The organism is Asanoa iriomotensis (genome assembly GCF_016862515.1).
Classification (GTDB): domain Bacteria; phylum Actinomycetota; class Actinomycetes; order Mycobacteriales; family Micromonosporaceae; genus Asanoa; species Asanoa iriomotensis.
This window is the reverse complement of the sequence record NZ_BONC01000017.1, coordinates 68853-92624: the sequence shown is the minus strand read 5'-3', so window position 1 is coordinate 92624 and position 23772 is coordinate 68853. Positions and strand designations below refer to the sequence as shown.

Sequence of the window (23772 nt, the reverse complement as noted above, 5' to 3'; positions counted from 1 at the left end):
AATCCTCCTCTGACAAAGTGGAATTCAAGAGAGCAGGGCCGCCAACTCGCGCTCCAGGCCCGCGTCGCCGACGCGGAGGACCGACAGGGGCAGGCCGAGCCGGTCGGCGGCGGCCTCGGCCAGCGCCGACAAGCGCGCGGTCGGCCGTTGAGCCAGCCAGACCACGCGCCGGTAGTGTCCGAAGTAGTCGTCGCGAAGCTCCGGCCAGCGGTCGAGCCCCAACTCCGCGACGACGGTCCGCTCGAACGAGCGCACCAGGAAGTCGGTCAGCACGTAGGTGCCCGGCTCGCGACTCAGCAACGAACGCATGCGGCCCGCGCCGGCAAGCACGTCGTAGCAGTGCGCGCCGCCCAGCCGGCGCAGCCCGAGCCGGCCGCAGACCTCGTCGAGGGCGCCGTAGGTGCCGCAGTCGGCGTACGCGACCGCCACCGTGGCGTAGCGGCCGCGCAGCGTCGCGGCGAGCGTCTCCACCGCCGGCGCGATGTGCGACGGCCGGTTGTGCAGCAGCGGCGGCAGCGGATGCACGTCCACCGGCCACCCGCGGGCCGTGGCGACCCGCTCGACGTCCGCGGCGAGGGCGCCGCAGGCGATGACCGCCGCGCGGGCCTCAGGGGAAGGCGAGCAGATCGACGAAGCGATCGTTGAAGTCGGCCCGGTCGGAGAGCTCAACGTATTCGACCTCCTCCAGCAACGTCGCGGCGCCGGCCCGCTCGCGCAGGCTCAGCAGCGCCATCTTGGCTCCCTCGCCGGCCACGTTCCCGGCGCTGACGACGCGCAGCACGGGCAGCTTCGGGACCAGCCCGATGCGGATCGCGCTCGCCGGCGACAGGTAGCTGCCGAACGAGCCGGCCAGCAGCACCTGCTGGATGTCGCCGCGCTCGACACCCAGCTCCGCCAGCAACAGTTGCCATCCGGTGGCGATCGCCGCCTTCGCGAACTGCAGCGCCCGCACGTCGCGCTGGGACAGCACGACGTCCTCGTGCAGCGCGAAGACCCGCTCGCCGTCCCACGTGGCGAACCGCGACGCGAGCGCCGGCGCGACCCGGGCGGCCTCGTCCGGGGAGACGAACCGGCCGGACGGGTCGATGAGCCCGGCGTCGACGAGCGCCGCGACGGCGTCGACGAGGCCGGAACCGCACAGCCCGGCCGGCTCCGCGTCGCCGATCACCCCGAGCTCGAGCGCGCCGTCGCGGATGCGGACCACCTCGATCGCGCCGTCGGCGGCGCGCATGCCGCACCGGATCGACGCGCCTTCGAACGCCGGACCGGCCGGCGCCGCGGTCGCCACGAGCCGGTCGGCGTCGCCCAGCACGATCTCGCAGTTGGTGCCGATGTCGATGAACAGCCGCATCCGCCGGTCGCGGTCCATGCCGGAGGCGAGCAGCCCGGCGACGATGTCACCGCCGACGTAGGCGCCGAGCGACGGAAACACCACCGCCCTGGCCCGCGGGTGCACCCGTACCCCCAGGTCGGTGGCCATGATCTCGGGGAACGCCCGGGTCGACATGACGAACGGCGCCACGCCGAGCGGCTCCGGGTCGATGCCCAGCGCGATGTGCACCATGGTGGCGTTGCCGGCCAGTGCCACCTCGTAGATCTCGTGCGGCTCGACCCCGGCGTCGGCGCACACCTCGCGGGTGAGCTCGTCGAGCGTCTCGTGTGCCAGCGCGCGCAGCCGGTCCAGTGCCGCGGGGTCGAGCATCGTCGCGCTGATCCGGGTGATCACGTCGCCGCCGAACGGCTGCTGGGCGTTGAGCGCCGAGCGCACGGCCACGGGGGTCCCGGTGCTGACGTCGAGCAGGTTCGCGACCACGGTGGTGGTGCCCAGGTCGTACGCGATGCCGAAGCACCGGCTCGTGGTGTCGCCGGCCTCGACGGCGACGAGCACCTCGTCGACGATCACCGCCGTCACCTTGTAGTCGCTGGACCGCAGGGTCGCGCCGAGGCCGCGCAGCACCGCCAGGTCCGCCCGCGGCTCGAGATCGTCGATCGCGCCGAGCACCCGCTGCAGGTCGGGCGTCTGGTCGGCGAGCGTCGGCTCGGTCAGCTCCAGGTATCGCTTCTGGATGGCCGGCCGGAGGATCACCTGCCGTCCCACCCCGACTGTCGCGGCCTTCGGGCGGGTGACCAGCGGTGGCACCTCGACCCGCAGGTTCTCGGTGACGTGCGCCCGGCAGGCGAGTCGCCAGCCCTCCCGGAGCTGGTCGGCACCGAAGGCACGGACGTCCAACGTGGACACCGGGATCGTGCCGTCGTCCACGCGCACCAGACACTTGCGGCACGTGCCGTGGCCGCCGCAGGTGGAGTCGATGGCGATGCCGTTCCAGCTCGCGGCGTCGAAGACGGTCACGCCGGGCGGCACGCGGATGTCCCGGGCCGCGGGGGTGAAGTGCACCCGCACCCGGCCGTGACCGTCGTGGCTGACCAGATCAGTCATGGGCCTTGCCTGGCCCGGAACATCGAGATCCAGCTCGCGCCCCACTCGTCGTTGCCGAGCAGCAGGTCGGCCGCCTTGACGGCGTCCACGATCTGGGGCGTACGCGCATCCATGATCGCGCTCGTGAGCCCGGCGCTCATCGCCATGGGCAGGAACGCGGCGCCCAACGCGTGCCGCTGCGGCATGCCGAAGGACACGTTGGACGCGCCCAGCGTCATGTTCACACCGAGCTCGTCCTTGATCAGCGCGATGGTCTCGAGCGTCTTCATGACGAGCGAGGTGTCGGCGCCGACCGGCATGGCGAGCGGGTCGATGACGATGTCCTCGATCGCGATGCCGTAGCGGCCGGTCGCCACGTCGACGACCTTGCGGGCAAGTTCCAGCCGGCGGGCCGGGTCCTCCGGGATCTCCTCCTCGTCGTTGGGCAGTGCGACGACCGCGGCGCCGTAGCGCTTGACCAGGGGCAGGATCGCCTGGAGCCGTTCGTCCTCCGCGGTCACCGAGTTGACCAGGGCCTTGCCCTCGTAGGCGGCCAGGCCGGCGTCCAGCGCCTCGACGACCGACGAGTCGATGCACAGCGGCAGATCGGTCATGCCCTGCACCAGGCGGACCGCCCGCGCGAGCAGATCGGCCTCGTCGACCAGCGGGACACCCATGTTGACGTCGAGCACCATGGCTCCCCCAGCCACCTGCTCGGCGACGTCCACCTCGATCCGGGAGAGGTCGCCGGCCCGCAACTGATCCTGGAAGATCCGGCGCCCGGTGGGGTTGATCCGTTCGCCGATGACGCAGAACGGCTGGTCGGAGCCGATAACCACGGTCTTCGACGCGGACCGAAGGACGGTGTGCACGGTGCCCCTCCTTATGTCCCGGCCATGACCCGCCGGCGTTGCATCAGGTCCTTGGCCTTCTTGACGGCGGTGGACGCGTCGGCGGCGTATCCGTCGGCGCCGACCGCGTCGGCGTACTCCTGTGTGACCGGTGCGCCGCCGACCATGACGATCACCTGGTCGCGGAGGCCGGCCTTGACCAGCGCGTTGATGTTGGCCTTGAACATCGGCATCGTGGTGGTGAGGAACGCCGAGAAGCCCACGATGTCGGGCTTGTGCTCCCGGATCGCGTCGACGAACTTCTCCGGCGAGACCTGGACGCCGAGGTCGATCACGTGGAACCCGGCGCCCTCCAACATGATGTTGACCAGGTTCTTGCCGATGTCGTGGACGTCGCCCTTGACGGTGCCCATGACGAACGTGCCGAGCGTCGCCACCCCGGTTTCGGCGAGCAGCGGGCGCAGCCGTTCCAGGGCGCCGGCCATGGCCCGGCCCGCGATGAGCATCTCGGGCACGAAGAAGTCACCACGCTCGAACCGCGCGCCGACCTCCTCCAGCGACGGGATGAGCGCGTCGAAGAGCAGGGTCTCCGGGGTCATCCCGGCGTCGAGACCGGCGTTGGTGAGGTCGAGGACCGCTGGCGCGTTGCCCACCAGGGTCTGGTCGTACAGGCCCTTGAGGATCTCCTCGGGAGTCATGCGGCGCCCTCCGTTCGAGCGGTGTGGCCGAGGATCGATGACAGCGACGCCGCCTCGGTGGCGAGCAGCGTGCCGATCTGCTCCGCCCGGCGGTCGGTGATGCGGGCGGTGGGGCCGGAGACGGAGATCGCCGCGACCACGCTGCCGTCCCGCGCGCGGACCGGGCTGGCCACGGCCACCAGACCGGGCTCCAGCTCCTCGCGGGCGACCGCGTATCCACGCCGGACCACCGTCGCGAGATCGCGCTCCAGCTCCGTGCGGCTGGTGATCGTGCTCGGCGTGCGGCGTTCCAGCGTGCCGGTCGGGAGGGGAAGGGTCCGGAAGGCGTAGAAGACCTTGCCGAGCGCCGAGCAGTGCGCGGGCACGCTCAGACCGACCCAGTTGGTGGTGCCGAGCAGGTGCACGCTGTCGACCTGCGCGACCTGGACGACCGCGTCGCCGCGGGGCACCGCGAGGTTGACGGTCTCGCCGGTGCGCGCGCCGATCCGTTGCAGGGTCGGCGTGCTCAGCTCGACGAGGTCGCTGCCGACGCCCTGCCGGGCCGCGTACACGGCGAACACCGCGCCCGGACGGAACACGCCGCTGCGGTCCCGCTGGACGAGGCGGTGGCGTTCGAGCGCCTGCAGGAGCCGGGACACGGTCGACTTCGCCAGGCCGGTCTCCTCGACGAGCGAGGTGAACGTGCGCGGCCCGGCCGCCTCGACCACATGCGTCAGCAGCTCGGCGGCCCGATCGACCGCCTGCGTGCCGGTCTGCTGGTTGACCACGATGGACTCCCTCGGGAGTTCCACATCGTAGAACTCCAGTTTCAATTGACGAGAGTAAAATCTTGGCGACCATCGCGTCAAGGGAGGCTGGATGTTCGTCAACACGATGCCGCGATACGAGATCCTGTCCGCGGACGCGATGGCCGTGCTGGACAAGGGCTGGCGGCGGCTGGTCAGCGAGATCGGCGTGGAGTTCGTCTCCGACCGGGCCCTCGACCTGTTCCGGGCCGCCGGGCAGACCGTCGAGGGCAACCTGGTCCGGTTCGATCCCGACTTCGTCCTGGAGCAGGTGGCCAAGGCGCCCCGCGAGTTCGACGTGCAGGCGCGCAACCCCGCCAACTCCGTGCACATCGGCGGCGACCACATGGCCTTCGGGGCGGTCTACGGTCCGCCGTTCGTCCGCGACGGTCAGGTGCGCCGGGACGCGACGATGGACGACTTCCGGCGGTTCACCATGCTCGCGCAGCGGTTCCCGCAGCTCGACTCGGCGGGTGGGGTGATCTGCGAGCCCAACGACGCGCCGCTCGACTCGCGCCACCTCGACATGGTGCACGCCTTGCAGACCCTGACCGACAAGATCTACATGGGCAACGTCGTGTCCGGGGGCAACGCCCGCGACACCATCGCGATGACCGAGATCCTGTTCGGCGGGCGGGAGGCGATCGAGCGTACGCCCGCGACGATCTCGCTCATCAACTGCAACTCACCGCTGCGCTGGGACGACCGGATGCTCGACGCCCAGCTCGAATACAGCGCCGCCAACCAGGCCGTCGTGATCACGCCGTTCCTGCTCATGGGCGCGATGTCGCCGGTGTCGGTGCCGGCGACGCTCGTGCAGCAGATGGCCGAGGCACTGACCGGGATCGCGCTGTCGCAGCTCGTCCGGGCCGGGTCGCCGGTCATCTTCGGCTCGTTCCTGTCCAACATCGACATGCAGTCCGGCTCACCCTGCTTCGGCACGCCGGAGTCGGCGGTGGGTCTGCTCTGCACGGGTCAGATCGCGCGCCATTTCGGCCTCCCGTTCCGGACGGGCGGCGGCCTGACCTCCAGCCAGTCGGCCGATGCGCAGTCGGCCTACGAGGCGATGATGACGATGTTGCCGACGTTCCTCGCCGGCACCAACTGGGTCATGCACGCGGCGGGCTGGCTCGAGGGCGGCCTGGTGGCCAGCTACGAGAAGTTCGTGGTCGACGTCGAGATCCTGCGCATGCTCCAGGTGGAGTTCACGCCGTTGGAGATCGACGAGGCCTCGCTGGCGTTCGACGCGCACGAGGAGGTGGGGCACGGCGGTCACTTCCTCGGGGCGGCACACACGATGGAGCGGTTCCGCACCTGCTTCTACCGCCCGCTGCTCTCGTCGTCGGCCAACTACGAGCGGTGGATGCGCACCGGCGGCCAGGACGCGGCGGCCAGGGCGGGCGAGATCTATCGCAAGCAGCTCGACGACTACGAGCAGCCACCGCTGGACGACGCGATCCGTGCGGAACTCGACGAGTACGTCGTCCGGCGGCGCAAGGAGCTCGGCGACTGAACCTTGACGGGCGTCGACGCCCGTGCGGATACTGTCGCGAAATATCAGGACTCAGCAGCAAGGACAGACCACACCGGACTGCGGCAGACATCGAGGCACCCATGCCAGAGCCCTTGATCAGCGCCGAACGGGTGCCCGCCGGGGTCGGCGAGCCGGCGCTCGCTGTCACCGACCTGTGGAAGGTGTTCGGGCCGCGGGCCGACCGGGTCGTCGGCACTCCCCTCGCCGATCTGTCGCGCGCCGACCTGATGGCGCAGACCGGTTGCGTGGCGGCCGTCCGCGACATCTCGTTCACGGTGGCGCCCACCGAGGTGTTCGTGGTGATGGGCCTGTCCGGCTCCGGCAAGTCGACCCTCGTGCGGTGCCTGACCCGGCTCGTCGAGCCGACCTCCGGGACCGTGCTGGTCGAGGGTGAGGATCTCCGCGGCGCCGACGCGAAGCGGCTGCGCGACCTGCGCCGGCACCGGTTCGCCATGGTGTTCCAGCACTTCGGGTTGCTGCCGCACCGGCGGGTGCTCGACAACATCGCGTACGGGCTGGAGATCCGCGGTGTGTCCAGGACCGAGCGCTACCGGCGCGCCGGCGAGGTGCTCGACCTGGTCGGCCTGACCGGGCACGCCGACCACTTTCCCGACCAGCTCTCCGGCGGCATGCAGCAGCGGGTGGGCCTGGGCCGGGCGCTCGCCGTCGACCCGCGGATCCTGTTCTTCGACGAGCCGTTCTCCGCGCTCGACCCGCTGATCCGCCGGGACATGCAGAACGAGGTGCTGCGCCTGCACCACGAGGTCGGCAAGACGATGATCTTCATTACCCACGACCTGCACGAGGCGCTGCGCCTGGGCGACCGCATCCTGATCATGCGCGACGGCGCGGCCGTCCAGATCGGGCGACCGGACGAGGTGGTCGGCGCCCCCGCCGACGACTACGTGCGGGACTTCGTCGCCGACGTGCCCAAGTCGCACGTGCTGACCATCCGCTGGGTGATGCGTCCGGTCCGCGACGACGACCCGCTCGACGGGCCGGAGCTGGGCGCCGACGTCGTCGTCCGGGACGCCGTCCGGGCGGTCCTGTCGTCGAGTGCGCCGGTCAAGGTCGTCCACGACGGCGAACTGGTCGGCATGGTCGACGACGAAGCCATCCTGCGCGTGATCGTGGCCGAGGAACAATGACCGCCCTGGCTGGGACCGCCGCCTCGGTTCGCCGCCGTGCCGGCGGGCTGACCCGCGGCTGGCTGGTCGGCGGCGTGGTCGCGGTCTGGGTGCTGTTGTGGATCCCGCTGCGCGGGCGGGACACGCTGGCGCTGTCCACATCGGAGCTGAGTCCGCTGCACGAGCGGCTCAACGACCTGCGCGACGCCATCAACAACACCCGGGGCAGCAGCCCGGTGTTCAGCGCGTTCTTCGACGTGATCCGCGAGTCCGTCGACGCGCTGACCGTGTTCCTGCAGTCGCTGATCAGCCAACCGGCGTACGGCCGGCCGGTGCCGCTGATCGGCTGGCTGGGCGTCGTCGCGGTGGCCACGTTCGGCGCGTACGCCGTGGGCAACCTGCGCGTCGCCGCGCTGACCGCGGCCGGGTTCACGTCGTTCGGCCTGCTCGGCTTCTGGCAACAGAGCATGGACACGCTCGCGTTGACGCTGGCCGCGGTGCTCATCTGCCTCGCGATCGGGATCCCGCTCGGGATCTGGGCGGGCCTGTCCGACCGGTTGAACCGCGTGCTCACGCCGGTCCTGGACTTCATGCAGACGATGCCGACGTTCGTCTACCTCGCACCGCTGACCCTGTTCTTCCTGATCGGCCCCGCCTCCGGTGTGATCGCGACGCTCATCTACGCGATGCCGCCGGTCATCCGCATCACCGCGCACGGCATCCGCAGCGTGGCACCCTCGTCGGTCGAGGCGGGCACCTCGCTGGGCGCGACGAGGTGGCAACTGCTGCGGTCGGTCCGCGTGCCGCTGGCCAAGCGCACGATCGTGCTGGGCATCAACCAGACGGTCATGTGCGCCCTGTCGATGGTCACGATCGCCGCCCTCATCGACGCGCCCGGGCTCGGGCAGGTCGTCCTGCGCGCGCTGCAGACCCTCGACGTCGGCACCGCGTTCAGCGCCGGCCTGGCGATCGTCATCATGGCGATCGTCCTCGACCGGGTCACCACCGCCGCGCGGGACCGGGTGGAGACGCAGTACCGCATGGGTCCGCGGGCCCGCGGCCGGCGCCGCGTGGTGCTGGCCGGGCTCGGCGTGCTGACCGCGGTCGCGCTCTATCTCTCGTACACCTATGTCTGGGCCGCGTTCTTCCCCGGTCCGGAGCGCGGCGGTGCCGTCGGCGGCGAGGTCGCCGACGGGGTGACCCGGGCCAGCGACTGGGTGCAGCTCAATCTCGGCGCGGTCACCGACGCCGTCCGCAACGCGATCAGCTACGGGCTGCTGAACCCGCTGCAGTCCCTCATCGCGGACTCGCCCTGGTACCTCGTGTCGGCCGTGGTGCTGGCCATCGCCTGGATCGTCGCCGGCCCCCGGATCGTGCCGACCGCCGCGGTGTGCCTGGGCCTGCTCGTCGGCAGCGGCCTGTGGCAGGAGGCCATGGTCACGCTGGCCGCCACCCTGGTCGCCACCGTCATCGTGATGGCGCTGGGCGTCGTGGTCGGCGTCTGGATGGGCCGCAGCGACCGGGCGGACGGGCTGATCCGCCCGACCCTCGACGCCGCACAGGTGATGCCGGCGTTCGTCTACCTCGTGCCGTTCCTCGGCCTGTTCGGCGCCAGCCGGTTCACCGCCATCGTGGCGGCCGTCGTGTTCGCCGCGCCCGTCGCCATCAAGCTCGTCGCGGACGGGATCCGGGGTGTGCCGGCCACGGTCGTGGAGGCGGCCGTCTCGTCCGGTTCGAGCGCCTGGCAGGTCATCACCAAGGTCCAGCTTCCGCTGGCACGCCAGTCGGTGACCCTCGCCGCCAACCAGGGCCTGATCTACGTCCTGTCGATGGTGGTGGTCGGCGGCCTCGTCGGCGCCGGCGCGCTCGGCTATCTCGTCGTCGCCGGGTTCTCCCAGTCCGACCTCTACGGCAAGGGCCTGGCGGCCGGCCTGGCGGTCGTGCTGCTCGGCGTGCTGCTCGACCGCACCACTCAGGCAGCCGCCCGGCGGCTCGACGCCGGCGCGGCACATCGAGGGCTGAGAAAGGGGAAGGATTCGTGAGCAATGTCGTCATAGGCAGGTTCGTAGCGGTTCTGACGGTCGGCGCACTCGCGTTGACCGCCTGCGGTTCCAAGATCGAAGACACCCCGTCGGGTACGACCAGCCGCGCGGCCTGCGGCACGGTGAACATCGCGGTCAACCCGTGGGTCGGCTACCAGGCCGACGCGGCCGTCATCGCCTACCTCGCCACCAACGAGCTGGGCTGCACGGTCAACAAGAAGAACCTCACCGAAGAGGTGTCGTGGCAGGGCTTCGGCACCGGTGCGGTGGACGTGGTCCTGGAGAACTGGGGTCACGACGACCTCAAGAAGACCTACATCGAACAGCAGGGCGTGGCCGTCGAGTACGGGTCGACCGGCAACAAGGGCATCATCGGCTGGTACGTGCCGCCGTGGCTGGCGCAGGAGTACCCGGACATCACCGACTGGAACAACCTCAACAAGTACGCGGACAAGTTCAAGACCTCGGAGTCCGGCGGAAAGGGCCAGCTGCTCCTCGGCGACCCCTCGTTCGTCACGAACGACGAGGCGCTGGTCAAAAACCTCAAGCTCGACTTCAAAGTGGTGTACGCCGGCAGCGAGACCGCGCTGATCCAGGCGTTCCGCACGGCCGAGCAGCAGAAGCAGTGGATGATCGGCTACTTCTACGAGCCGCAGTGGTTCCTCAACGAGGTGAAGCTGGTCCACGTCAACCTGCCCCCGTACACGGCGGGTTGTGACGCGGATCCGGCGAAGGTGGCCTGTGACTACGCCCCCTACGACCTCGACAAGATCGTGAGCAAGAAGTTCGCCGACTCGGGCAGCCCCGCGGCCGCACTGGTGAAGAACTTCCAGTGGACGAACGACCACCAGAACTCGGTGGCCCTGGACATCGCCGTCAACAAGCTCTCCGACGACGACGCGGCCAAGAAGTGGGTCGACGCCAACCGCGACGTCTGGCAGGCCTGGCTCAAGAACTGAGGGAGGGTCCATGGCGAAGCCGCGGGTCGTCATCATCGGCGCCGGCGTGGTCGGTGCCGCGCTCGCCGACGAGCTGTCGGCCCTCGGCTGGACCGACGTCACGGTGGTCGAGCAGGGTGCCCTGCCCAGGCCGGGCGGGTCGAGCTCGCACGCGCCCGGCCTGGTGTTCCAGACCAACTCCGCGAAGGTGATGACGAGGTTCGCCCGCTACACCATCGACAAGCTGACCAGCCTGGGTCACTTCTCGACGGTCGGCAGCCTCGAGGTCGCGACGAGCGAGGCGCGCCTGGCCGACCTGCACCGCCGGCACGGCTGGTTGACGGCGTGGGGCGGCGACGGGCGGGTGCTCGACCCCGCCGAGTGCGTGCGCCGGCACTCCCTGCTCGATCCGGACACCGTCCTCGGCGGCCTCCACGTGCCGGGCGACGGGTTCGCCGACGCGGTCGGCGCGGTCGAGGCACAGCTGGCCCGCGCCCGGGAGCGAGGCGTCCGGATCCTGGATCGCCACGAGGTGGTGGACATCCGGGTGACGGGCGGCCGGGTCAGCGGTGTCGTCACCGATCACGGCGAGCTGCCCGCCGACATCGTCGTCTGCTGCGCCGGGATCTGGGGGCCACGGATAGCCCGGATGGTGGGCCTGAGCCTGCCGCTGACGCCGCTGGCCCACCAGCTCGGTTGGACCGGTTCGCTGCGGGCGCTCGCCGGAGCGCCGGCGGAGGCGGGCCGGCCGATCCTGCGGCACCAGGACGCCGACCTCTACCTGCGCGAGCGGTTCGACCGCATCGGCGTCGGCTACTACGGCCACCGGCCGATGCCGGTGGCGGTCGACGACATCGCACCGGTCGCCGTCGCCGACCCGATGCCGTCCGTGCTGCCGTTCACCGCCGACGACTTCGAGCCGGGCTGGGCCGCCGCGCAGGACCTGCTGCCGGCGCTCCGGGAGGCCAAGGTCGAGGAGGGCATGAACGGGCTTTTCTCGTTCACCACCGACAACATGCCGCTGCTGGGGCCGTCCCCCGAGGTGGACGGCTTCTGGTTCGCGGAGGCGGTCTGGGTCACGCACTCGGCGGGCGTGGCGCGGGCCGTCGCCGAGTGGCTCGTCGACGGCCACTGCTCGTCGTTCGACCTGCACGAGTGTGACCTCAACCGGTTCGAGGACCATCAGCTCGCACCCGACTACGTGCTCGCCCGGGACTGCCAGAACTACGTCGAGGTGTACGACGTCATCCACCCGCTGCAGCCGATGGAAGAGCCCCGGCCGATGCGGACGACCCCGTTCTACGCGCGGCAGCGGGAGCTGGACGCCTACTTCCTCGAGTACGCGGGCTGGGAACGGCCACAGTGGTTCGGGCGCAACGCCGCGCTCCTGGCCGGTCGCGACATCCCGGCGCCGAATCCGTGGGCGGCGCGGTACTGGTCGCCGATCGTGGGCGCCGAGGCAATCGCGACCCGGGAAGCGGTGGCCCTGTACGACATGACCCCGCTCAAGCGCGTCTCGGTGACGGGACCGGGAGCCGAGGCCTATCTGAGGTGGCTCACGACCGGGAACGTGGACCGGCCGGTCGGCACGGTCACCTACTGCCTGCTGCTCGACGTGGACGGCGGGATCCGCAGCGACGTCACGGTGGCCCGGCTCGGAGAGCGGGAGTTCCAGGTCGGCATCAACGGCCCGCTCGACGTGGACTGGTTCGTGCGGCACCTGCCCGCCGACGGGTCGGTCGCCGTCCGGGACACGACCGCCGGCACGTGCTGCGTCGGCGTCTGGGGGCCGCGGGCCCGCGACCTGGTGCAGTCGCTGACCACCGACGACTTCTCCAACGAGGGCTTCCGCTACTTCCGGGCCCGGCGGGCACACGTCGGTGTCGTGCCGGTCACCGCGCTGCGGCTGTCCTATGTGGGAGAACTCGGCTACGAGCTCTACACCACGGCCGATCTCGGCCTCAAGCTCTGGGACACGCTGTGGTCGGCCGGGCAGTCGCTCGGCGTCGTCGCCGGCGGGCGCGGTGCGTTCACCAGCCTGCGACTGGAGAAGGGGTACCGCTTGTTCGGCACGGACATGACCTACGAACACGACCCGTACGAGGCCGGCCTGGGTTTCGCGGTGAAGCTCGACAAGGGCGACTTCCTCGGCCGGGAGGCGCTGCTCGGGCGCACCGCGCCGGCGCGCCGGCTGACCTGCCTGACGCTGCCCGAGGTCGTCATGGGCAAGGAACCCGTGTACGCCGGCGCCGACTGCGTCGGGCACGTCACGAGCGCGGCCTACGGCTACACCGTCGGCACCGGGATCGCCTACGCCTGGCTGCCGGCGGAGCTGGCCACACCCGGCCAGACCGTGGACATCGGCTACTTCGACCGGCGCGTCCCGGCCACCGTCGCCGCCGATCCGCTGTTCGACCCACGCATGGAACGGCTGCGCGCGTGACGCATCCGGACTTCCTCTGGGCCGACCCCGAGCCCAAGCGTGGATATGACGTCGTCGTGATCGGCGCCGGCGGGCACGGCCTGGCCACCGCCTACTACCTGGCGCGCAACCACGGGATCACCGACGTGGCCGTGCTCGAGCGCGGGTGGCTGGCCGGCGGCAACATGGCCCGCAACACCACGATCATCCGGTCCAACTACCTGTGGGACGAGAGCGCGGCCATCTACGAGCACTCGCTCAAGCTGTGGGAGGGGCTCTCCGACGAGCTGGACTACGACATCCTGTTCAGCCAGCGCGGCGTGCTGAACCTCGCGCACAGCCTGCCCGACGTGCGGGAGAGCGTCCGCCGGGTGAACGCCAACCGCCTCAACGGCGTGGACGCCGAGTGGCTCACCCCGGCGGAGGTGAAGAAGCTCGTGCCGATCATCAACACGTCCCAGGAGCTGCGGTATCCCGTCCTGGGTGCCACCTTCCAGCCGCGCGCCGGTATCGCCAAGCACGACCACGTCGCCTGGGCCTACGCCCGCGCCGCGCACGACCTCGGCGTCCACCTGATCCAGAACTGCGAGGTCACGGGCTTCCGCCGTGCCGGCGACCGGGTCACCGCGGTGGAGACGAGCCGCGGCGCCATCGAGGCGGGTCGCGTGGCGCTCTGCGCGGCCGGTCACACGTCGGTGCTGGCCCAGGAGCTGGGGTTCCGGCTGCCGCTGGCCAGCCATCCGCTCCAGGCGCTGGTCTCCGAGCTGCTGGAGCAGGTGCTGGACACGGTCGTCATGTCCAACGCGGTCCACGTCTACGTCAGCCAGGCGCACAAAGGCGAGCTGGTGATGGGTGCCGGGATCGACGCGTACAACGGGTACGGGCAACGTGGCTCGTTCCACGTCATCGAGAGCCAGTTGGCCGCGGCCGTGGAGCTGTTCCCCATCTTCGCCAGAGCGCACGTGCTGCGCACCTGGGCCGGGATCGTCGACGTCTCGCCGGACGCGTCGCCGGTGCTCGGCCTGACGCCGGTCGAGAACGTGTTCGTCAACTGCGGTTGGGGCACGGGCGGCTTCAAAGCCACCCCCGGCGCGGGCTGGGTCTACGCGGACACCATCGCGCACGGCCGCCCGCATCCGCTGGCCGCACCGTTCACATTGGACCGCTTCACGACCGGTGCGCTCGTCGACGAGCACGGCGCGGCCGCGGTCGCGCACTGAGGGGAGGGAGGTCGCGATGCTGAGTGTTCCGTGCCCCTGGTGCGGTCCGCGCGACGAGACCGAGTTCCGGTACGGCGGGCAGGCGCACGTGGCCTACCCGGCGGACCCGGCGGCGTGCTCGGACGCCGAGTGGGCGGGATACCTGTTCATGCGGGACAACCCGAAAGGCTGGTTCGCCGAGCGCTGGTTCCATTCCGCGGGCTGCCGCCGGTGGTTCAACGCCGTCCGGCACACCGTGACCTACGAGTTCGCGGCGGTGTACGCACCGTTCACGCAACCGCCGGGAGTTCCGTCGTGAGCCAGCCCTTCCGCCGCGCGGCCGGCGGCCGGATCGACCGGAGCCGGACCCTCACGTTCCACTTCGAGGGCCGGGCGTACGAGGCGCATCCCGGCGACACGCTCAGCTCGGCGCTGCTCGCCAACGGGGTCCGGGTCGTCGCGCGCGGCCCGTACACCGGTCGCCCGCGCGGCACGTACGGCATCGGCGCCGAGGAGCCCAACGCGTTCGTCCAGGTCGACTCCGGGCCCGGCGAGCCGATGGTGCGGGCCACCCAACTCGAGGTCTACGACGGCCTGGTCGCGCGGTCGCTGGCCGGCAAGGGCTCGCTGGGCGAGGAACCGGACGACAGCCGCTACGACAAGACGTGGGCGCACTGCGACGTGCTCGTGGTCGGCGCCGGCCCGGCCGGGCTGGCCGCCGCGCACGCCGCCGGGGTCACCGGCGCGCGGGTGATCCTCGCGGACGAGCGGCCGGAGCCCGGTGGCGACCTGCTCGGCGGCCGTGCCCACCTGGACGGCCGCCCCGCCATGGACTGGGTCACGGACCTGCGCGCCCGGTTGGCCGGCCTGCCGGAGGTCCGGGTGCTCCCCCGCACGACCGTGACCGGCGCGTACGACGGCAACTTCCTGGTGGCCGTGCAGCGCCGGACCGAGCATCTCGGGCCCGCCGCCCCCGCGCACGTGGCCCGGCAACGGCTCTGGCACATCCGGGCCGGGCAGGTCGTGCTGGCCACGGGCGCCCACGAGCGGCCGATCCTGTTCCCGGACAACGACCGCCCGGGCGTCATGCTGGCCGCGGCGGCGGCCGGGTATGCCTGGCGCTACGGCGTGCTGCCGGGACGGCGGGCGGTCGTGGCCGGCGCGCACGACGGCGCGCTCTGGGCGGCGGTCGACCTGGTGGACGCGGGCGTGGAACTGGCCGCGGTGCTCGACGCCCGGCACCTCGCCGGTGGCCAGGCCCACCGCGCACTGCGGGATCGAGGCGTCGTCGTGGCGGCCGGTCACGGCGTGGTGGGCACGGACGCCGACGCCGACGGTGTGCTCACGGCGGCGTGGGTGGCGCCGGTCGACGGGGACGGACAGGCCCGCCGGATCGCGTGCGACCTGCTGGCCACCTCCGGTGGCTGGAATCCGGCCGTGCACCTCTACAGCCAGGCGGGCGGTCGGCCCCGCTGGTCGGACGACCACGCGGCGTTCGTGCCCGGCGATCCCCTGCCGGCGGTCGCGTGTGTCGGAGCGGCCGCGGGGACCTTCGACCTGGCCGACGCGCTGGCCGAGGGCGCGGAGGCCGGCTGGCAGGCGGCCGCCGCGACCCACGGCGGCGGCGGCGAGGAACCGCTGCCGCCCGCCACCGACTCGGTGGCCAGTGCCGGTGCGCCGGCGGCCTGCTGGATCACCGCGCGCGCCGACTCTCCACCCGAGACGATCTTCGTCGACCTGCAGCGCGACGCGACGCTGCGCGACGTGCGCCGCGCGGTCGGCGCCGGGATGCGCGCGAGCGAGCACGTCAAGCGGTTCACCACGGCGGGCACGGCGGCGGACCAGGGGCGGACCACCGGGGTGACCACGGTCGGTGTCCTGGCCGGGCTGCTCGGCCTGCCGGTCGGTGCGGTCGGCACGACCACCTACCGGCCACCGTACGCACCGATCTCGTTTGCCCTGCTCGCCGGCCGGGACCGCGGCCGCCTGCTCGACCCCGAGCGGCGGACGCCGATGCACGAGCGGCACGAGGCCGACGGCGCGGTCTTCGAGAACGTCGGGCAGTGGAAGCGGCCGTGGTACTACCCCGCGCCCGGCGAGGACCTGGACCAGGCCGTGCTGCGCGAGTGCCGGGCGGCCCGCGAGGGCGTCGCGATGATGGACGTGTCCACCCTGGGCAAGATCGACCTGCGCGGCCCGGACGTCGGCGAGTTCCTCGACCGCGTCTACACCAACAGGTTCTCGACGCTGCGGGTCGGGCAGTGCCGCTACGGGGTGATGTGCCGCGCCGACGGGATGGTCTTCGACGACGGCGTCACCGCCCGCCTCGCGCCCGACCGGTACCACATGACCACGACAACCGGAAACGCCGCGGCGGTGCTGGACTGGCTCGACGAGTGGCTGCAGACGGAGTGGCCGGACCTGCGCGTGTCCGCCACGTCCGTGACCGACCAGTGGGCGGCGGTCGCGGTCGTCGGACCGGGCTCGCGCGAGGTGCTGCGCCGGCTCGCGCCGTCGCTGGACGTATCGGCCGAGGCGTTCCCGTTCCTGACGGTCCGGGACGCGACCGTCGCCGGCATTCCGGCGCGGGTGTTCCGGATCAGCTTCACCGGCGAGCTGAGCTACGAGATCAACGTGCCGGCCTGGTACGGGCTGGCGCTCTGGGACGCGGTGGCCGAAGCCGGGCGGCCGGCCGGGATCACGCCGTACGGCACCGAGACCATGCACGTCCTGCGGGCCGAGAAGGGCTTCATCGTCGCGGGCCAGGACACCGACGGCACGGTCACGCCGCACGACGCCGGGCTGGGCTGGGCGGTGTCCACCGTCAAGCCTTTCATCGGCGGGCGGTCGCTGGCGCGCCCCGACACCGCCCGCAATGACCGCAAGCGGCTCGTCGGCCTGCTGCCGGCGGACCCCTCGGTCGTCCTCGCGGAGGGCGCGCAACTGGTAGTGGACGCCGACGCCCCCACACCGGTCCCGATGCTCGGTCACGTCACGTCCAGCTACCGCAGCGCGGCCCTGGGCCGGTCGTTCGCGCTCGCGCTGGTCGCCGGGGGCCTGACCCACCGCGGCGAGACGTTGCAGGCGGTCGACGGCGGCCAGGCGCACCCGGTCGTGGTGACCGAGCCGGTCTTCTACGACGCCGAGGGAGCACGCCGCGATGGCTGACCTGCTCGCACAGCGCCGCAGCCCGTTGGCCCACCTGGCCGGCGAGTTGGCGGCAACCGGCTTTATGCGGGAACTGCCGTACCTGAGCTCCTACGAGGTCCGCGCGGATCCGGCCGAACCGGCGATGGCCCGGCTCGGTGCCGCCTTGTTCGCCGGCCCGCTGCTGGCCGCCGCGTGGCCGACGGCCGGGCGCGCGGTCGGCACCGGGCCGCGCTACGCGCTGTGGTGCGGACCCGGCTGGTACCTGGTCGTCGACGAACCCGGCACGACGCTGGAGTCGGCCATGGCCGGGCTGCCCGCCGTGGACGTCTCCGCCGCGCGCACCGTGCTGGAGCTGACCGGGCCGTTCGCGCGCGACGTGCTGGCGCACGGATGCGCGATCGACCTGCACCCGCGCGCCTTCGGGCCGGGCTCGTGCGCACAGACGCACCTGGCCAAGGCGCAGGTGATCCTGCACCAGACCGCGACCGCGACCTACCGGGTCTTCGTCCGCGCGTCGTACGCCGACTACCTGGCCCGGTGGCTGTTGGACGCGGCCGTCGAATACGTGAGGCGGATCGATGAGTGACGTGGATTTTGTCATCGTGGGCGGCGGGTCCGCGGGCAGCGTGCTGGCCAACCGGCTGTCGGCGGACCCGGCCAACCGGGTGCTGGTGCTGGAGGCGGGCCGGCCGGACTATCCGTGGGACGTGTTCATCCACATGCCGGCCGCCCTGACGTTTCCCATCGGGAGCCGGTTCTACGACTGGGGTTACTCGTCCGAGCCGGAGCCACACCTGAACGACCGGCGGATCTACCACGCACGGGGGAAGGTGCTCGGCGGGTCCAGCAGCATCAACGGGATGATCTTCCAGCGCGGGAACCCGCTCGACTACGAGCGGTGGGCGGCCGACCCGGGCATGGCGGCGTGGGACTACGCGCACTGCCTGCCGTACTTCCGGCGCATGGAGGACTGTCTGGCGGCCGAGGCGGACGACGCGTTCCGTGGCCACGGCGGTCCGCTCGTGCTGGAGCGCGGCCCGGCGACCAGCCCGCTCTTCCAGGCCTTCTTCGCGGCGGTCCAGGAGGCCGGCTATCCGCTGACCGACGACGTCAACGGCTACCGGCAGGAGGGCTTCGCCGCGTTCGACCGCAACATCCACCGTGGACGGCGGCTCTCGGCGGCGCGTGCCTACCTGCGGCCGGCGATGCGACGGCGCAACCTGTCGGTGCGCACCCGCGTGCTCGTCACCCGCGTGCTCTTCGAGGGCACGAGGGCGGTCGGCGTCGAGTACCGGCACGGCTCGGGACCGGTCCGTCAGGTCCGCGCGGGTGAGGTGATCCTCTGCGGCGGCGCCATCAACTCGCCCCAACTGCTGCAGCTGTCCGGCGTCGGCCGCGCCGACGAGCTGACCGCCCTCGGCATCGACGTGGTCGCGGACCTGCCGGGCGTCGGCGAGAACCTGCAGGACCATCTCGAGGTGTACGTGCAGCACGCGTGCACCCAGCCGGTGTCGGTGCAGCCGTACCTGCGGTGGCGGCACCGACCGGTGATCGGGGCCAAATGGCTGTTCGGCCGGACGGGACCGGGCGCCACGAACCATTTCGAGGGCGGTGGTTTCGTCCGCAGCAACGAGGACGTCGCGTACCCGAACCTGATGTTCCACTTCCTGCCGATCGCCGTGCGGTACGACGGGTCGGCGCCCGCCGGCGGACACGGCTACCAGGTCCACATCGGACCGATGTACTCCGACGCGCGCGGCTCGGTGAAGATCAAGAGCACGGACCCGCGCGTTCATCCCGCGCTGCGGTTCAACTACCTGTCGACCGAGCAGGACCGGCGCGAGTGGGTCGAGGCCATCCGGGTCACTCGGAACATCCTCGGCCAGCCGGCGTTCGCGCCGTTCTCCGGCGGCGAGATCTCGCCGGGCCCCGCGGTCGAGACCGACGAGCAGATCCTGGACTGGGTGGGCCGGGACGCCGAGACGGCCCTGCACCCGTCGTGCACGTGCCGGATGGGCACCGACGAGGGCTCGGTGGTCGACCCGGGCAGCATGAGGGTGCACGGCCTGACCGGGCTGCGGGTGGTCGACGCGTCGGCCATGCGGTACGTCACGAACGGCAACATCTACGCGCCGGTGATGATGCTGGCGGAGAAGAGCGCCGACCTCGTCCTCGGCGCCACGCCGGCGCCACCGTCGGTGACGGACTTCTATCGGCATCGACCTGTGGGCCGGGCAGCGGATGCGCGATGACCGGGAAACGCTGACGCGACTCCTGTCGACCGTCCGCTACGAGGTGATCCCGACGGCGACGGTCGAGGACCGGGTCCTGGAGTCGGTGCCGCGGAACGTCACGGTGACCGTGACCGCCTCGCCCGTCAAGGGACTCGAGCCGACGCTGGACCTGACGGAGCGGCTCGCCGCCGCCGGGTACCGGGTCGTCCCGCACGTCGCCGCCCGGCTGATCGCGGGCGAGGCGGAGCTCGCGCGGGTCGTGGAACGGCTGGTCCGCGCCGGCGTCGAGGACGTGTTCGTGCCGGCCGGCGACGCCGATCCGCCGGTCGGCCCGTACGACGCCGCGCTGCCGGTGCTCGCCCAGCTCAGCGAGTTGGGCAACCCGTTCCCGCGGGTCGGCATCACCGGCTATCCGGAGAGCCACCCGTCGATCGAGGACGACGTGACCATCCAGTCGATGTGGGACAAGCGCCGGCACGCGACGTACATCGTGAGCAATCTCTGCTTCGATCCGCGCGTCGTCGCGCGCTGGGCGGTCCGGGTCCGCCGCCGTCAGGTGGCGCTGCCGTTGTTTCTCGGGCTCGCCGGCCCGGCCGACCGGGCGAAGCTCCTCACCGTCGCCACGAAGATCGGAGTCGGCGAGTCGACCCGGTTCCTCGCCCGTCACCCGTCCTGGTTCGCCCGCCTTGCGGTGCCGGGCGGGTACGCGCCGGAAGCCCTGCTGCGCAACGTCGTGCGGGCGCTGCGGTCGCCCGACGTGAGTCTGACCGGCCTGCACATCTTCACCTTCAACCAGCTCGCCGAGACCGAGCGGTGGCGCCAGGACCTGCTCGCCCGCTACCACCGCTGACCCGGCAGCCCCACGCGCCTCACCGATCACGAAAGAGCGGCGTTTGTGCTGCGCGGAAATGGAAAGCTGGTCCTACGGGACGGGGGTGGCCTTGGGAGAGGATGTCCGGTACGCGGCCGATGCCGACTTCGACGCGGTTCTCACGGGACGGTTGATCGAGCCGGTGTTCCAGCCTGTCGTCTCGCTGGCGGACGAGCGGCCCGTCGGTTACGAGGCGCTGGCCAGGGGCCCGAAGGGCCGTTTCCACACGGCGTCCGACCTGTTCGCGGCAGCGGCCCGAGCCGGACGGTCGGCGGAGTTGGACTGGCTGTGCGCCGCCACGGCCAGCGAGCGGTTCCGGGAGGCCGACGTCCCCGGCATGGCCCTGTTCGTCAACCTGAACCCGGACACCCTGGCGACCGATCCGCCGGACAACGTCGTCGAGGCGTACCTGGAGATCACCCGGGAACGGGAGGTGGTCCTCGAGATCACCGAGCAGTCGGTGATGCGCCAGCCCGCGCGGCTGCTCGACGCCGTCCTCGACGCCCGCAACCGGACCGCGCGGATCGCTCTCGACGACATCGGCGCCGACCCCGGCAGCCTGGCGGCGATGCCGCTGATCAACCCGGACATCATCAAGATCGACCGGTCGATCATCCAGAGCCGGTCGCCGTCGTCCTGGGCCGTCTCCCAGGTCGTCAACGCGGTCCTCGACGAGGCACACCGGCGGGGCGCGCAGATCCTCGCGGAGGGCATCGAGACCCGCGAACAGATCGCGGTCGCCCGCTCGTTGGGTGCGAGCCTTGGCCAGGGGTGGCTGTTCGGCCGGCCCGGGCCGCTGCCGCACGGCGTCCGCCCGTCGGAGCACCACCTGGCTCGGGTGCGACCCCGCCACGTCTCCCGGACCACGCCGTTCGAACTGCTCGCCGAGACCTCCGACGTGCACTCCACATCGGAGGAGCTGTTCGGGTCGATGGCCGGGCACATCGAGAACCAGGCCACCGAGACCAGCGACCCGGCGATCCTCGCGGTCAACGTGGGTGACGGCGAGTACGACGACGAGGCACGCATCCGCCACACCTACCTGACCAACCGGGGCATCGACGTCTTCGTCCTCGGCACCGCCGTGCCCGAGAATCTCGGCGGCCGCATCCGTGGCATCCCCCTCGACACCGCCGACCCCCTCGCACAGGAACGCACGGTCCTGTTCCTCGGCAGCCGCTACGGCCGCGCCGCGTTCGCCCGGCGCAACGGCAGCGGCGCGCTGGACGCCGGCACCTGCTACGACCCCGAACGCGTCATCGAGGCGATGCTCACCCTGGTCAACAGGCTCGCGCATTAATGAAATGATCTCCATGGGGCCGCTGTGGTAGACAGCCGCGTGGACTTCTCCGAGCTGTTGCGACTGATCGACGAACGGTCGACCGCCTTCCGCGCCGCCGTGGCCGCCGCGCCCAGCCTCGACGCGCGGGTGCCGACCTGTCCCGAGTGGACGCTGTTCGACCTGGCGCGGCACCTGGGCGAGGGGCGCCACAAGTGGGCCCGCATCGTCGCCGCAGGGCCGGCCGCCGCTCCCCCGCCCGCGCCGGAGGTGGTCGCACCCCAGGAGCGCGCGGCCCTGCTGGCCTGGTTGGCGGCCGCGACGCAGCACCTCCTGGACGCGCTGCGGTCGGCCGGGCCGGATCGCGGTTGCTGGACGTGGTGGGACACGTCGCAGTCGCCGCAGACCGCCGGTGCCGTCGCCCGGCACCAACTCCAGGAGCTCGCGGTGCACACCTACGACGCCCAGGTCACGCTGGGCGACCCGCAGCCGCTGCCGGAGGAGGTGGCACTCGACGGCGTCGACGAGTTCCTGTCGACCTGCGTCGCCACGACGACGCCCTGGCCGCACGAGCCCGCCACCGTCGACTACCACGACGCCGAGGGTCGTTCGTGGCGACTGTGGCTCTCCGCCGACGGCGCCCGGACCGCGCGCGTCTCAGAGCCCGCCACCACCGCCGGCGCCTCGGCACAGGGCACGGCAAGTGAGTTGGTCCTCTTCTTCTACGGCCGGTTGCCGGTGGAGTCCATGAAGGTCGACGGCGACCGCCGGCACCTCGACCGACTCATCGCGTGGGACCCGGACGAGTAGAAAGCCGGGTGGCCGATGCCGGCGGACCGACTAACAGCGGTAGTTTTTCTCACGAGACCGCACTCGCCGGTCGCGTGAGGACGCAATGACCCGTGACCTGCCAGAACGCCTGCCTGCCGGCCCACCGGAGCGGCGACCGCCCGCGCCGGCATCGGCCGATGCCCGCACGGCGCTGCTGCACGCCTGGCGTGAGCGGAGCACCACCGGCCGGGTCGCCCGCTGCATCCACCTCGGCAACCCGGCGCCGCCGGCCCGCTACTGGCTGACCTGGCTGCCGGGCGGCTTGTACTGCGGGTCCTGTGCACGCCAACTCGCCCCGGTCACCAGGATGAGCTGCGACCTGTGCGGCCGCCCACCGGCCAACCCGTTCTGGCTCGACGTCACCCGCGCACTCGCCGCCGACGTCCGCACGCCGACGACGATCGTCGCCATGCTCTGCGGGGCGTGCCGTCCGGGCTGAGGCACGTAGGCTGGTCGGCGATCCGAGTCCCGGGGGGCTGGTCGTGGGAATGACCGATGAACGGCTGGAGCGGTTCGAAGCCAACCGTCGGCGCCTGTTCTCGGTGGCCTACCGGTTGCTCGGCGAGGCGTCCGAGGCCGAGGACGTCGTCCAGGACGCCTACCTGCGCTGGGAACGCGCCGAATGGGCGGTCTCGCCGGAGGCCTGGCTGACCAAAGTGGTCACCAACCTGTGCCTGGACCGGCTCACCTCCGCCCGCGCGCGGCGGGAGGCCTACGTCGGGCCGTGGCTGCCCGAGCCCGTCGCGACCGGTGCCGGCGCGCTCGACCCGCTGGAGACCGTGCAGCAGCGCGAGTCGGTGTCCCTGGGCATGCTCGTGCTGCTCGAGCGGCTCACGCCACCGGAACGCGCGGTGTTCGTGCTCCGGGAGGCCTTCGGACACAGCCACCGCGAGATCGCGGACATCCTGGACGTGACCGAGCCACACGTCCGGCAGCTGTACCGCCGGTCGCGGCAGCATGTCGCCGCGGCACACAAGCGTTTCACGGCGCCGCCCGAGCAGCACCGTCAGCTCCTCGAGCGATTTCTCGACGCCACGCTGACCGGCGACGTGCCGGCGCTCGAGCGGCTGCTGGCCGACGACGTGGTCGCCTGGGCCGACGGTGGCGGCAAGGCGCCCGCGGTCCGGCACCCGGTGGCCGGGCGCACGGCCGTCCTGCGTCACCTGCTCGCGTTCACCAGGTACGCGCCGCGGATCCGGATGACGCCGGACGTGGTCAACGGCGCATCCGCACTGCTGGTGCACCTCGACGGCGCGCTGTCAGGGGTCACCGTCGTCGAGTTCGACGGCGACCGCATCAGCACCATCCACACCATCGCCAACCCGGACAAGCTCGCCTTCCTCGCCAAGCAGAGGATGTGATCCCCGCGCTGTCACGAATCGCGTCCCTCCGCCG

The 23772-nt window shown here is 71.7% G+C and carries 20 protein-coding genes; 15 read left to right on the top strand and 5 right to left on the bottom strand.

Annotated features, from left to right (window positions below):
• Positions 1–24: 24 nt before the first annotated feature.
• Genes Air01nite_RS14530 through Air01nite_RS14510 form a run of 5 tightly spaced genes read right to left on the bottom strand, consistent with a single transcriptional unit; the run spans position 25 to position 4777 of the window.
• Positions 25–669, bottom strand: a complete 645-nt coding sequence (locus Air01nite_RS14530) for a DUF1638 domain-containing protein (protein WP_203702743.1) — start codon at positions 667–669, stop codon at positions 25–27.
• A complete protein-coding gene (locus Air01nite_RS14525) occupies positions 608–2437 on the bottom strand; it encodes an ASKHA domain-containing protein (protein ID WP_203702742.1) in 1830 nt (609 codons plus the stop codon). The genes Air01nite_RS14530 and Air01nite_RS14525 overlap by 62 nt, the downstream gene beginning before the upstream one ends.
• Positions 2434–3288: a dihydropteroate synthase gene (locus tag Air01nite_RS14520; RefSeq protein ID WP_203702740.1), complete on the bottom strand. Its 855-nt coding sequence runs from the start codon at positions 3286–3288 to the stop codon at positions 2434–2436. Before Air01nite_RS14520 ends, Air01nite_RS14525 begins: the two co-directional genes overlap by 4 nt.
• A gap of 11 nt (positions 3289–3299) precedes the next feature.
• Positions 3300–3965, bottom strand: a complete 666-nt coding sequence (locus tag Air01nite_RS14515) for a cobalamin B12-binding domain-containing protein (protein WP_203702738.1) — start codon at positions 3963–3965, stop codon at positions 3300–3302.
• A complete protein-coding gene (locus tag Air01nite_RS14510; protein WP_203702737.1) occupies positions 3962–4777 on the bottom strand; it encodes an IclR family transcriptional regulator in 816 nt (271 codons plus the stop codon). Before Air01nite_RS14510 ends, Air01nite_RS14515 begins: the two co-directional genes overlap by 4 nt.
• Before the next feature lie 46 nt (positions 4778–4823).
• Between Air01nite_RS14510 and Air01nite_RS14505 the strand changes: the two genes are divergently transcribed.
• From Air01nite_RS14505 to Air01nite_RS14435, 15 genes are all read left to right on the top strand, one after another.
• Positions 4824–6263, top strand: a complete 1440-nt coding sequence (locus Air01nite_RS14505; protein ID WP_203702736.1) for a trimethylamine methyltransferase family protein — start codon at positions 4824–4826, stop codon at positions 6261–6263.
• Positions 6264–6364: 101 nt separating this feature from the next.
• Positions 6365–7432: a quaternary amine ABC transporter ATP-binding protein gene (locus Air01nite_RS14500; protein ID WP_203702735.1), complete on the top strand. Its 1068-nt coding sequence runs from the start codon at positions 6365–6367 to the stop codon at positions 7430–7432.
• Positions 7429–9453, top strand: coding sequence for an ABC transporter permease (locus Air01nite_RS14495; protein ID WP_203702734.1), 2025 nt, complete (start codon positions 7429–7431; stop codon positions 9451–9453). The genes Air01nite_RS14500 and Air01nite_RS14495 overlap by 4 nt, the downstream gene beginning before the upstream one ends.
• A complete protein-coding gene (locus Air01nite_RS14490) occupies positions 9450–10412 on the top strand; it encodes an ABC transporter substrate-binding protein (RefSeq protein ID WP_203702733.1) in 963 nt (320 codons plus the stop codon). Before Air01nite_RS14495 ends, Air01nite_RS14490 begins: the two co-directional genes overlap by 4 nt.
• A 10-nt stretch (positions 10413–10422) precedes the next feature.
• Positions 10423–12834 carry a GcvT family protein gene (locus Air01nite_RS14485; RefSeq protein ID WP_203702732.1) on the top strand — a complete coding sequence of 804 codons (2412 nt, stop codon included), beginning with the start codon at positions 10423–10425 and terminating at the stop codon, positions 12832–12834.
• Positions 12831–14033, top strand: coding sequence for a sarcosine oxidase subunit beta family protein (locus tag Air01nite_RS14480; protein ID WP_203702730.1), 1203 nt, complete (start codon positions 12831–12833; stop codon positions 14031–14033). Before Air01nite_RS14485 ends, Air01nite_RS14480 begins: the two co-directional genes overlap by 4 nt.
• Before the next feature lie 16 nt (positions 14034–14049).
• Entirely contained in the window at positions 14050–14331 is a 282-nt protein-coding gene (locus Air01nite_RS14475) for a sarcosine oxidase subunit delta (protein ID WP_203702729.1), read from the top strand.
• Positions 14328–17180, top strand: coding sequence for a 2Fe-2S iron-sulfur cluster-binding protein (locus Air01nite_RS14470; RefSeq protein WP_203702728.1), 2853 nt, complete (start codon positions 14328–14330; stop codon positions 17178–17180). The genes Air01nite_RS14475 and Air01nite_RS14470 overlap by 4 nt, the downstream gene beginning before the upstream one ends.
• A complete protein-coding gene (locus tag Air01nite_RS14465; RefSeq protein ID WP_203702727.1) occupies positions 17173–17748 on the top strand; it encodes a sarcosine oxidase subunit gamma in 576 nt (191 codons plus the stop codon). Before Air01nite_RS14470 ends, Air01nite_RS14465 begins: the two co-directional genes overlap by 8 nt.
• Positions 17741–19414 (top strand): choline dehydrogenase, encoded by a 1674-nt coding sequence (betA, locus tag Air01nite_RS14460; RefSeq protein ID WP_203702726.1) that lies wholly within the window; start codon positions 17741–17743, stop codon positions 19412–19414. Before Air01nite_RS14465 ends, betA begins: the two co-directional genes overlap by 8 nt.
• Positions 19404–20246, top strand: a complete 843-nt coding sequence (locus tag Air01nite_RS14455; RefSeq protein WP_203702725.1) for a methylenetetrahydrofolate reductase — start codon at positions 19404–19406, stop codon at positions 20244–20246. The genes betA and Air01nite_RS14455 overlap by 11 nt, the downstream gene beginning before the upstream one ends.
• A gap of 91 nt (positions 20247–20337) precedes the next feature.
• Entirely contained in the window at positions 20338–21567 is a 1230-nt protein-coding gene (locus Air01nite_RS14450; protein ID WP_203702724.1) for an EAL domain-containing protein, read from the top strand.
• Between the two features lie 24 nt (positions 21568–21591).
• The gene (locus tag Air01nite_RS14445; protein ID WP_239090715.1) at positions 21592–22356 is read left to right on the top strand and encodes a maleylpyruvate isomerase family mycothiol-dependent enzyme; all 765 of its coding nucleotides are present in this window, start codon (positions 21592–21594) and stop codon (positions 22354–22356) included.
• A gap of 85 nt (positions 22357–22441) precedes the next feature.
• Entirely contained in the window at positions 22442–22816 is a 375-nt protein-coding gene (locus tag Air01nite_RS14440) for a hypothetical protein (protein WP_203702722.1), read from the top strand.
• A gap of 49 nt (positions 22817–22865) precedes the next feature.
• Positions 22866–23738, top strand: a complete 873-nt coding sequence (locus tag Air01nite_RS14435) for an RNA polymerase sigma-70 factor (protein ID WP_203702721.1) — start codon at positions 22866–22868, stop codon at positions 23736–23738.
• Positions 23739–23772: the final 34 nt, after the last annotated feature.

Excerpts from the sequence above, each read along its gene's own strand:
- Air01nite_RS14525 (WP_203702742.1), bottom strand. The coding sequence starts at position 2,437 with ATGACTGATCTGGTCAGCCACGACGGTCACGGCCGGGTGCGGGTGCAC.
- Air01nite_RS14485 (WP_203702732.1), top strand. The coding sequence starts at position 10,423 with ATGGCGAAGCCGCGGGTCGTCATCATCGGCGCCGGCGTGGTCGGTGCC.
- Air01nite_RS14515 (WP_203702738.1), bottom strand. The coding sequence starts at position 3,965 with ATGACTCCCGAGGAGATCCTCAAGGGCCTGTACGACCAGACCCTGGTG.
- Air01nite_RS14495 (WP_203702734.1), top strand. The coding sequence starts at position 7,429 with ATGACCGCCCTGGCTGGGACCGCCGCCTCGGTTCGCCGCCGTGCCGGC.
- Air01nite_RS14505 (WP_203702736.1), top strand. The coding sequence starts at position 4,824 with ATGTTCGTCAACACGATGCCGCGATACGAGATCCTGTCCGCGGACGCG.
- Air01nite_RS14440 (WP_203702722.1), top strand. The coding sequence starts at position 22,442 with ATGACCCGTGACCTGCCAGAACGCCTGCCTGCCGGCCCACCGGAGCGG.
- Air01nite_RS14435 (WP_203702721.1), top strand. The coding sequence starts at position 22,866 with ATGACCGATGAACGGCTGGAGCGGTTCGAAGCCAACCGTCGGCGCCTG.
- Air01nite_RS14455 (WP_203702725.1), top strand. The coding sequence starts at position 19,404 with ATGCGCGATGACCGGGAAACGCTGACGCGACTCCTGTCGACCGTCCGC.
- Air01nite_RS14500 (WP_203702735.1), top strand. The coding sequence starts at position 6,365 with ATGCCAGAGCCCTTGATCAGCGCCGAACGGGTGCCCGCCGGGGTCGGC.
- Air01nite_RS14465 (WP_203702727.1), top strand. The coding sequence starts at position 17,173 with ATGGCTGACCTGCTCGCACAGCGCCGCAGCCCGTTGGCCCACCTGGCC.
- Air01nite_RS14475 (WP_203702729.1), top strand. The coding sequence starts at position 14,050 with ATGCTGAGTGTTCCGTGCCCCTGGTGCGGTCCGCGCGACGAGACCGAG.
- betA (WP_203702726.1), top strand. The coding sequence starts at position 17,741 with ATGAGTGACGTGGATTTTGTCATCGTGGGCGGCGGGTCCGCGGGCAGC.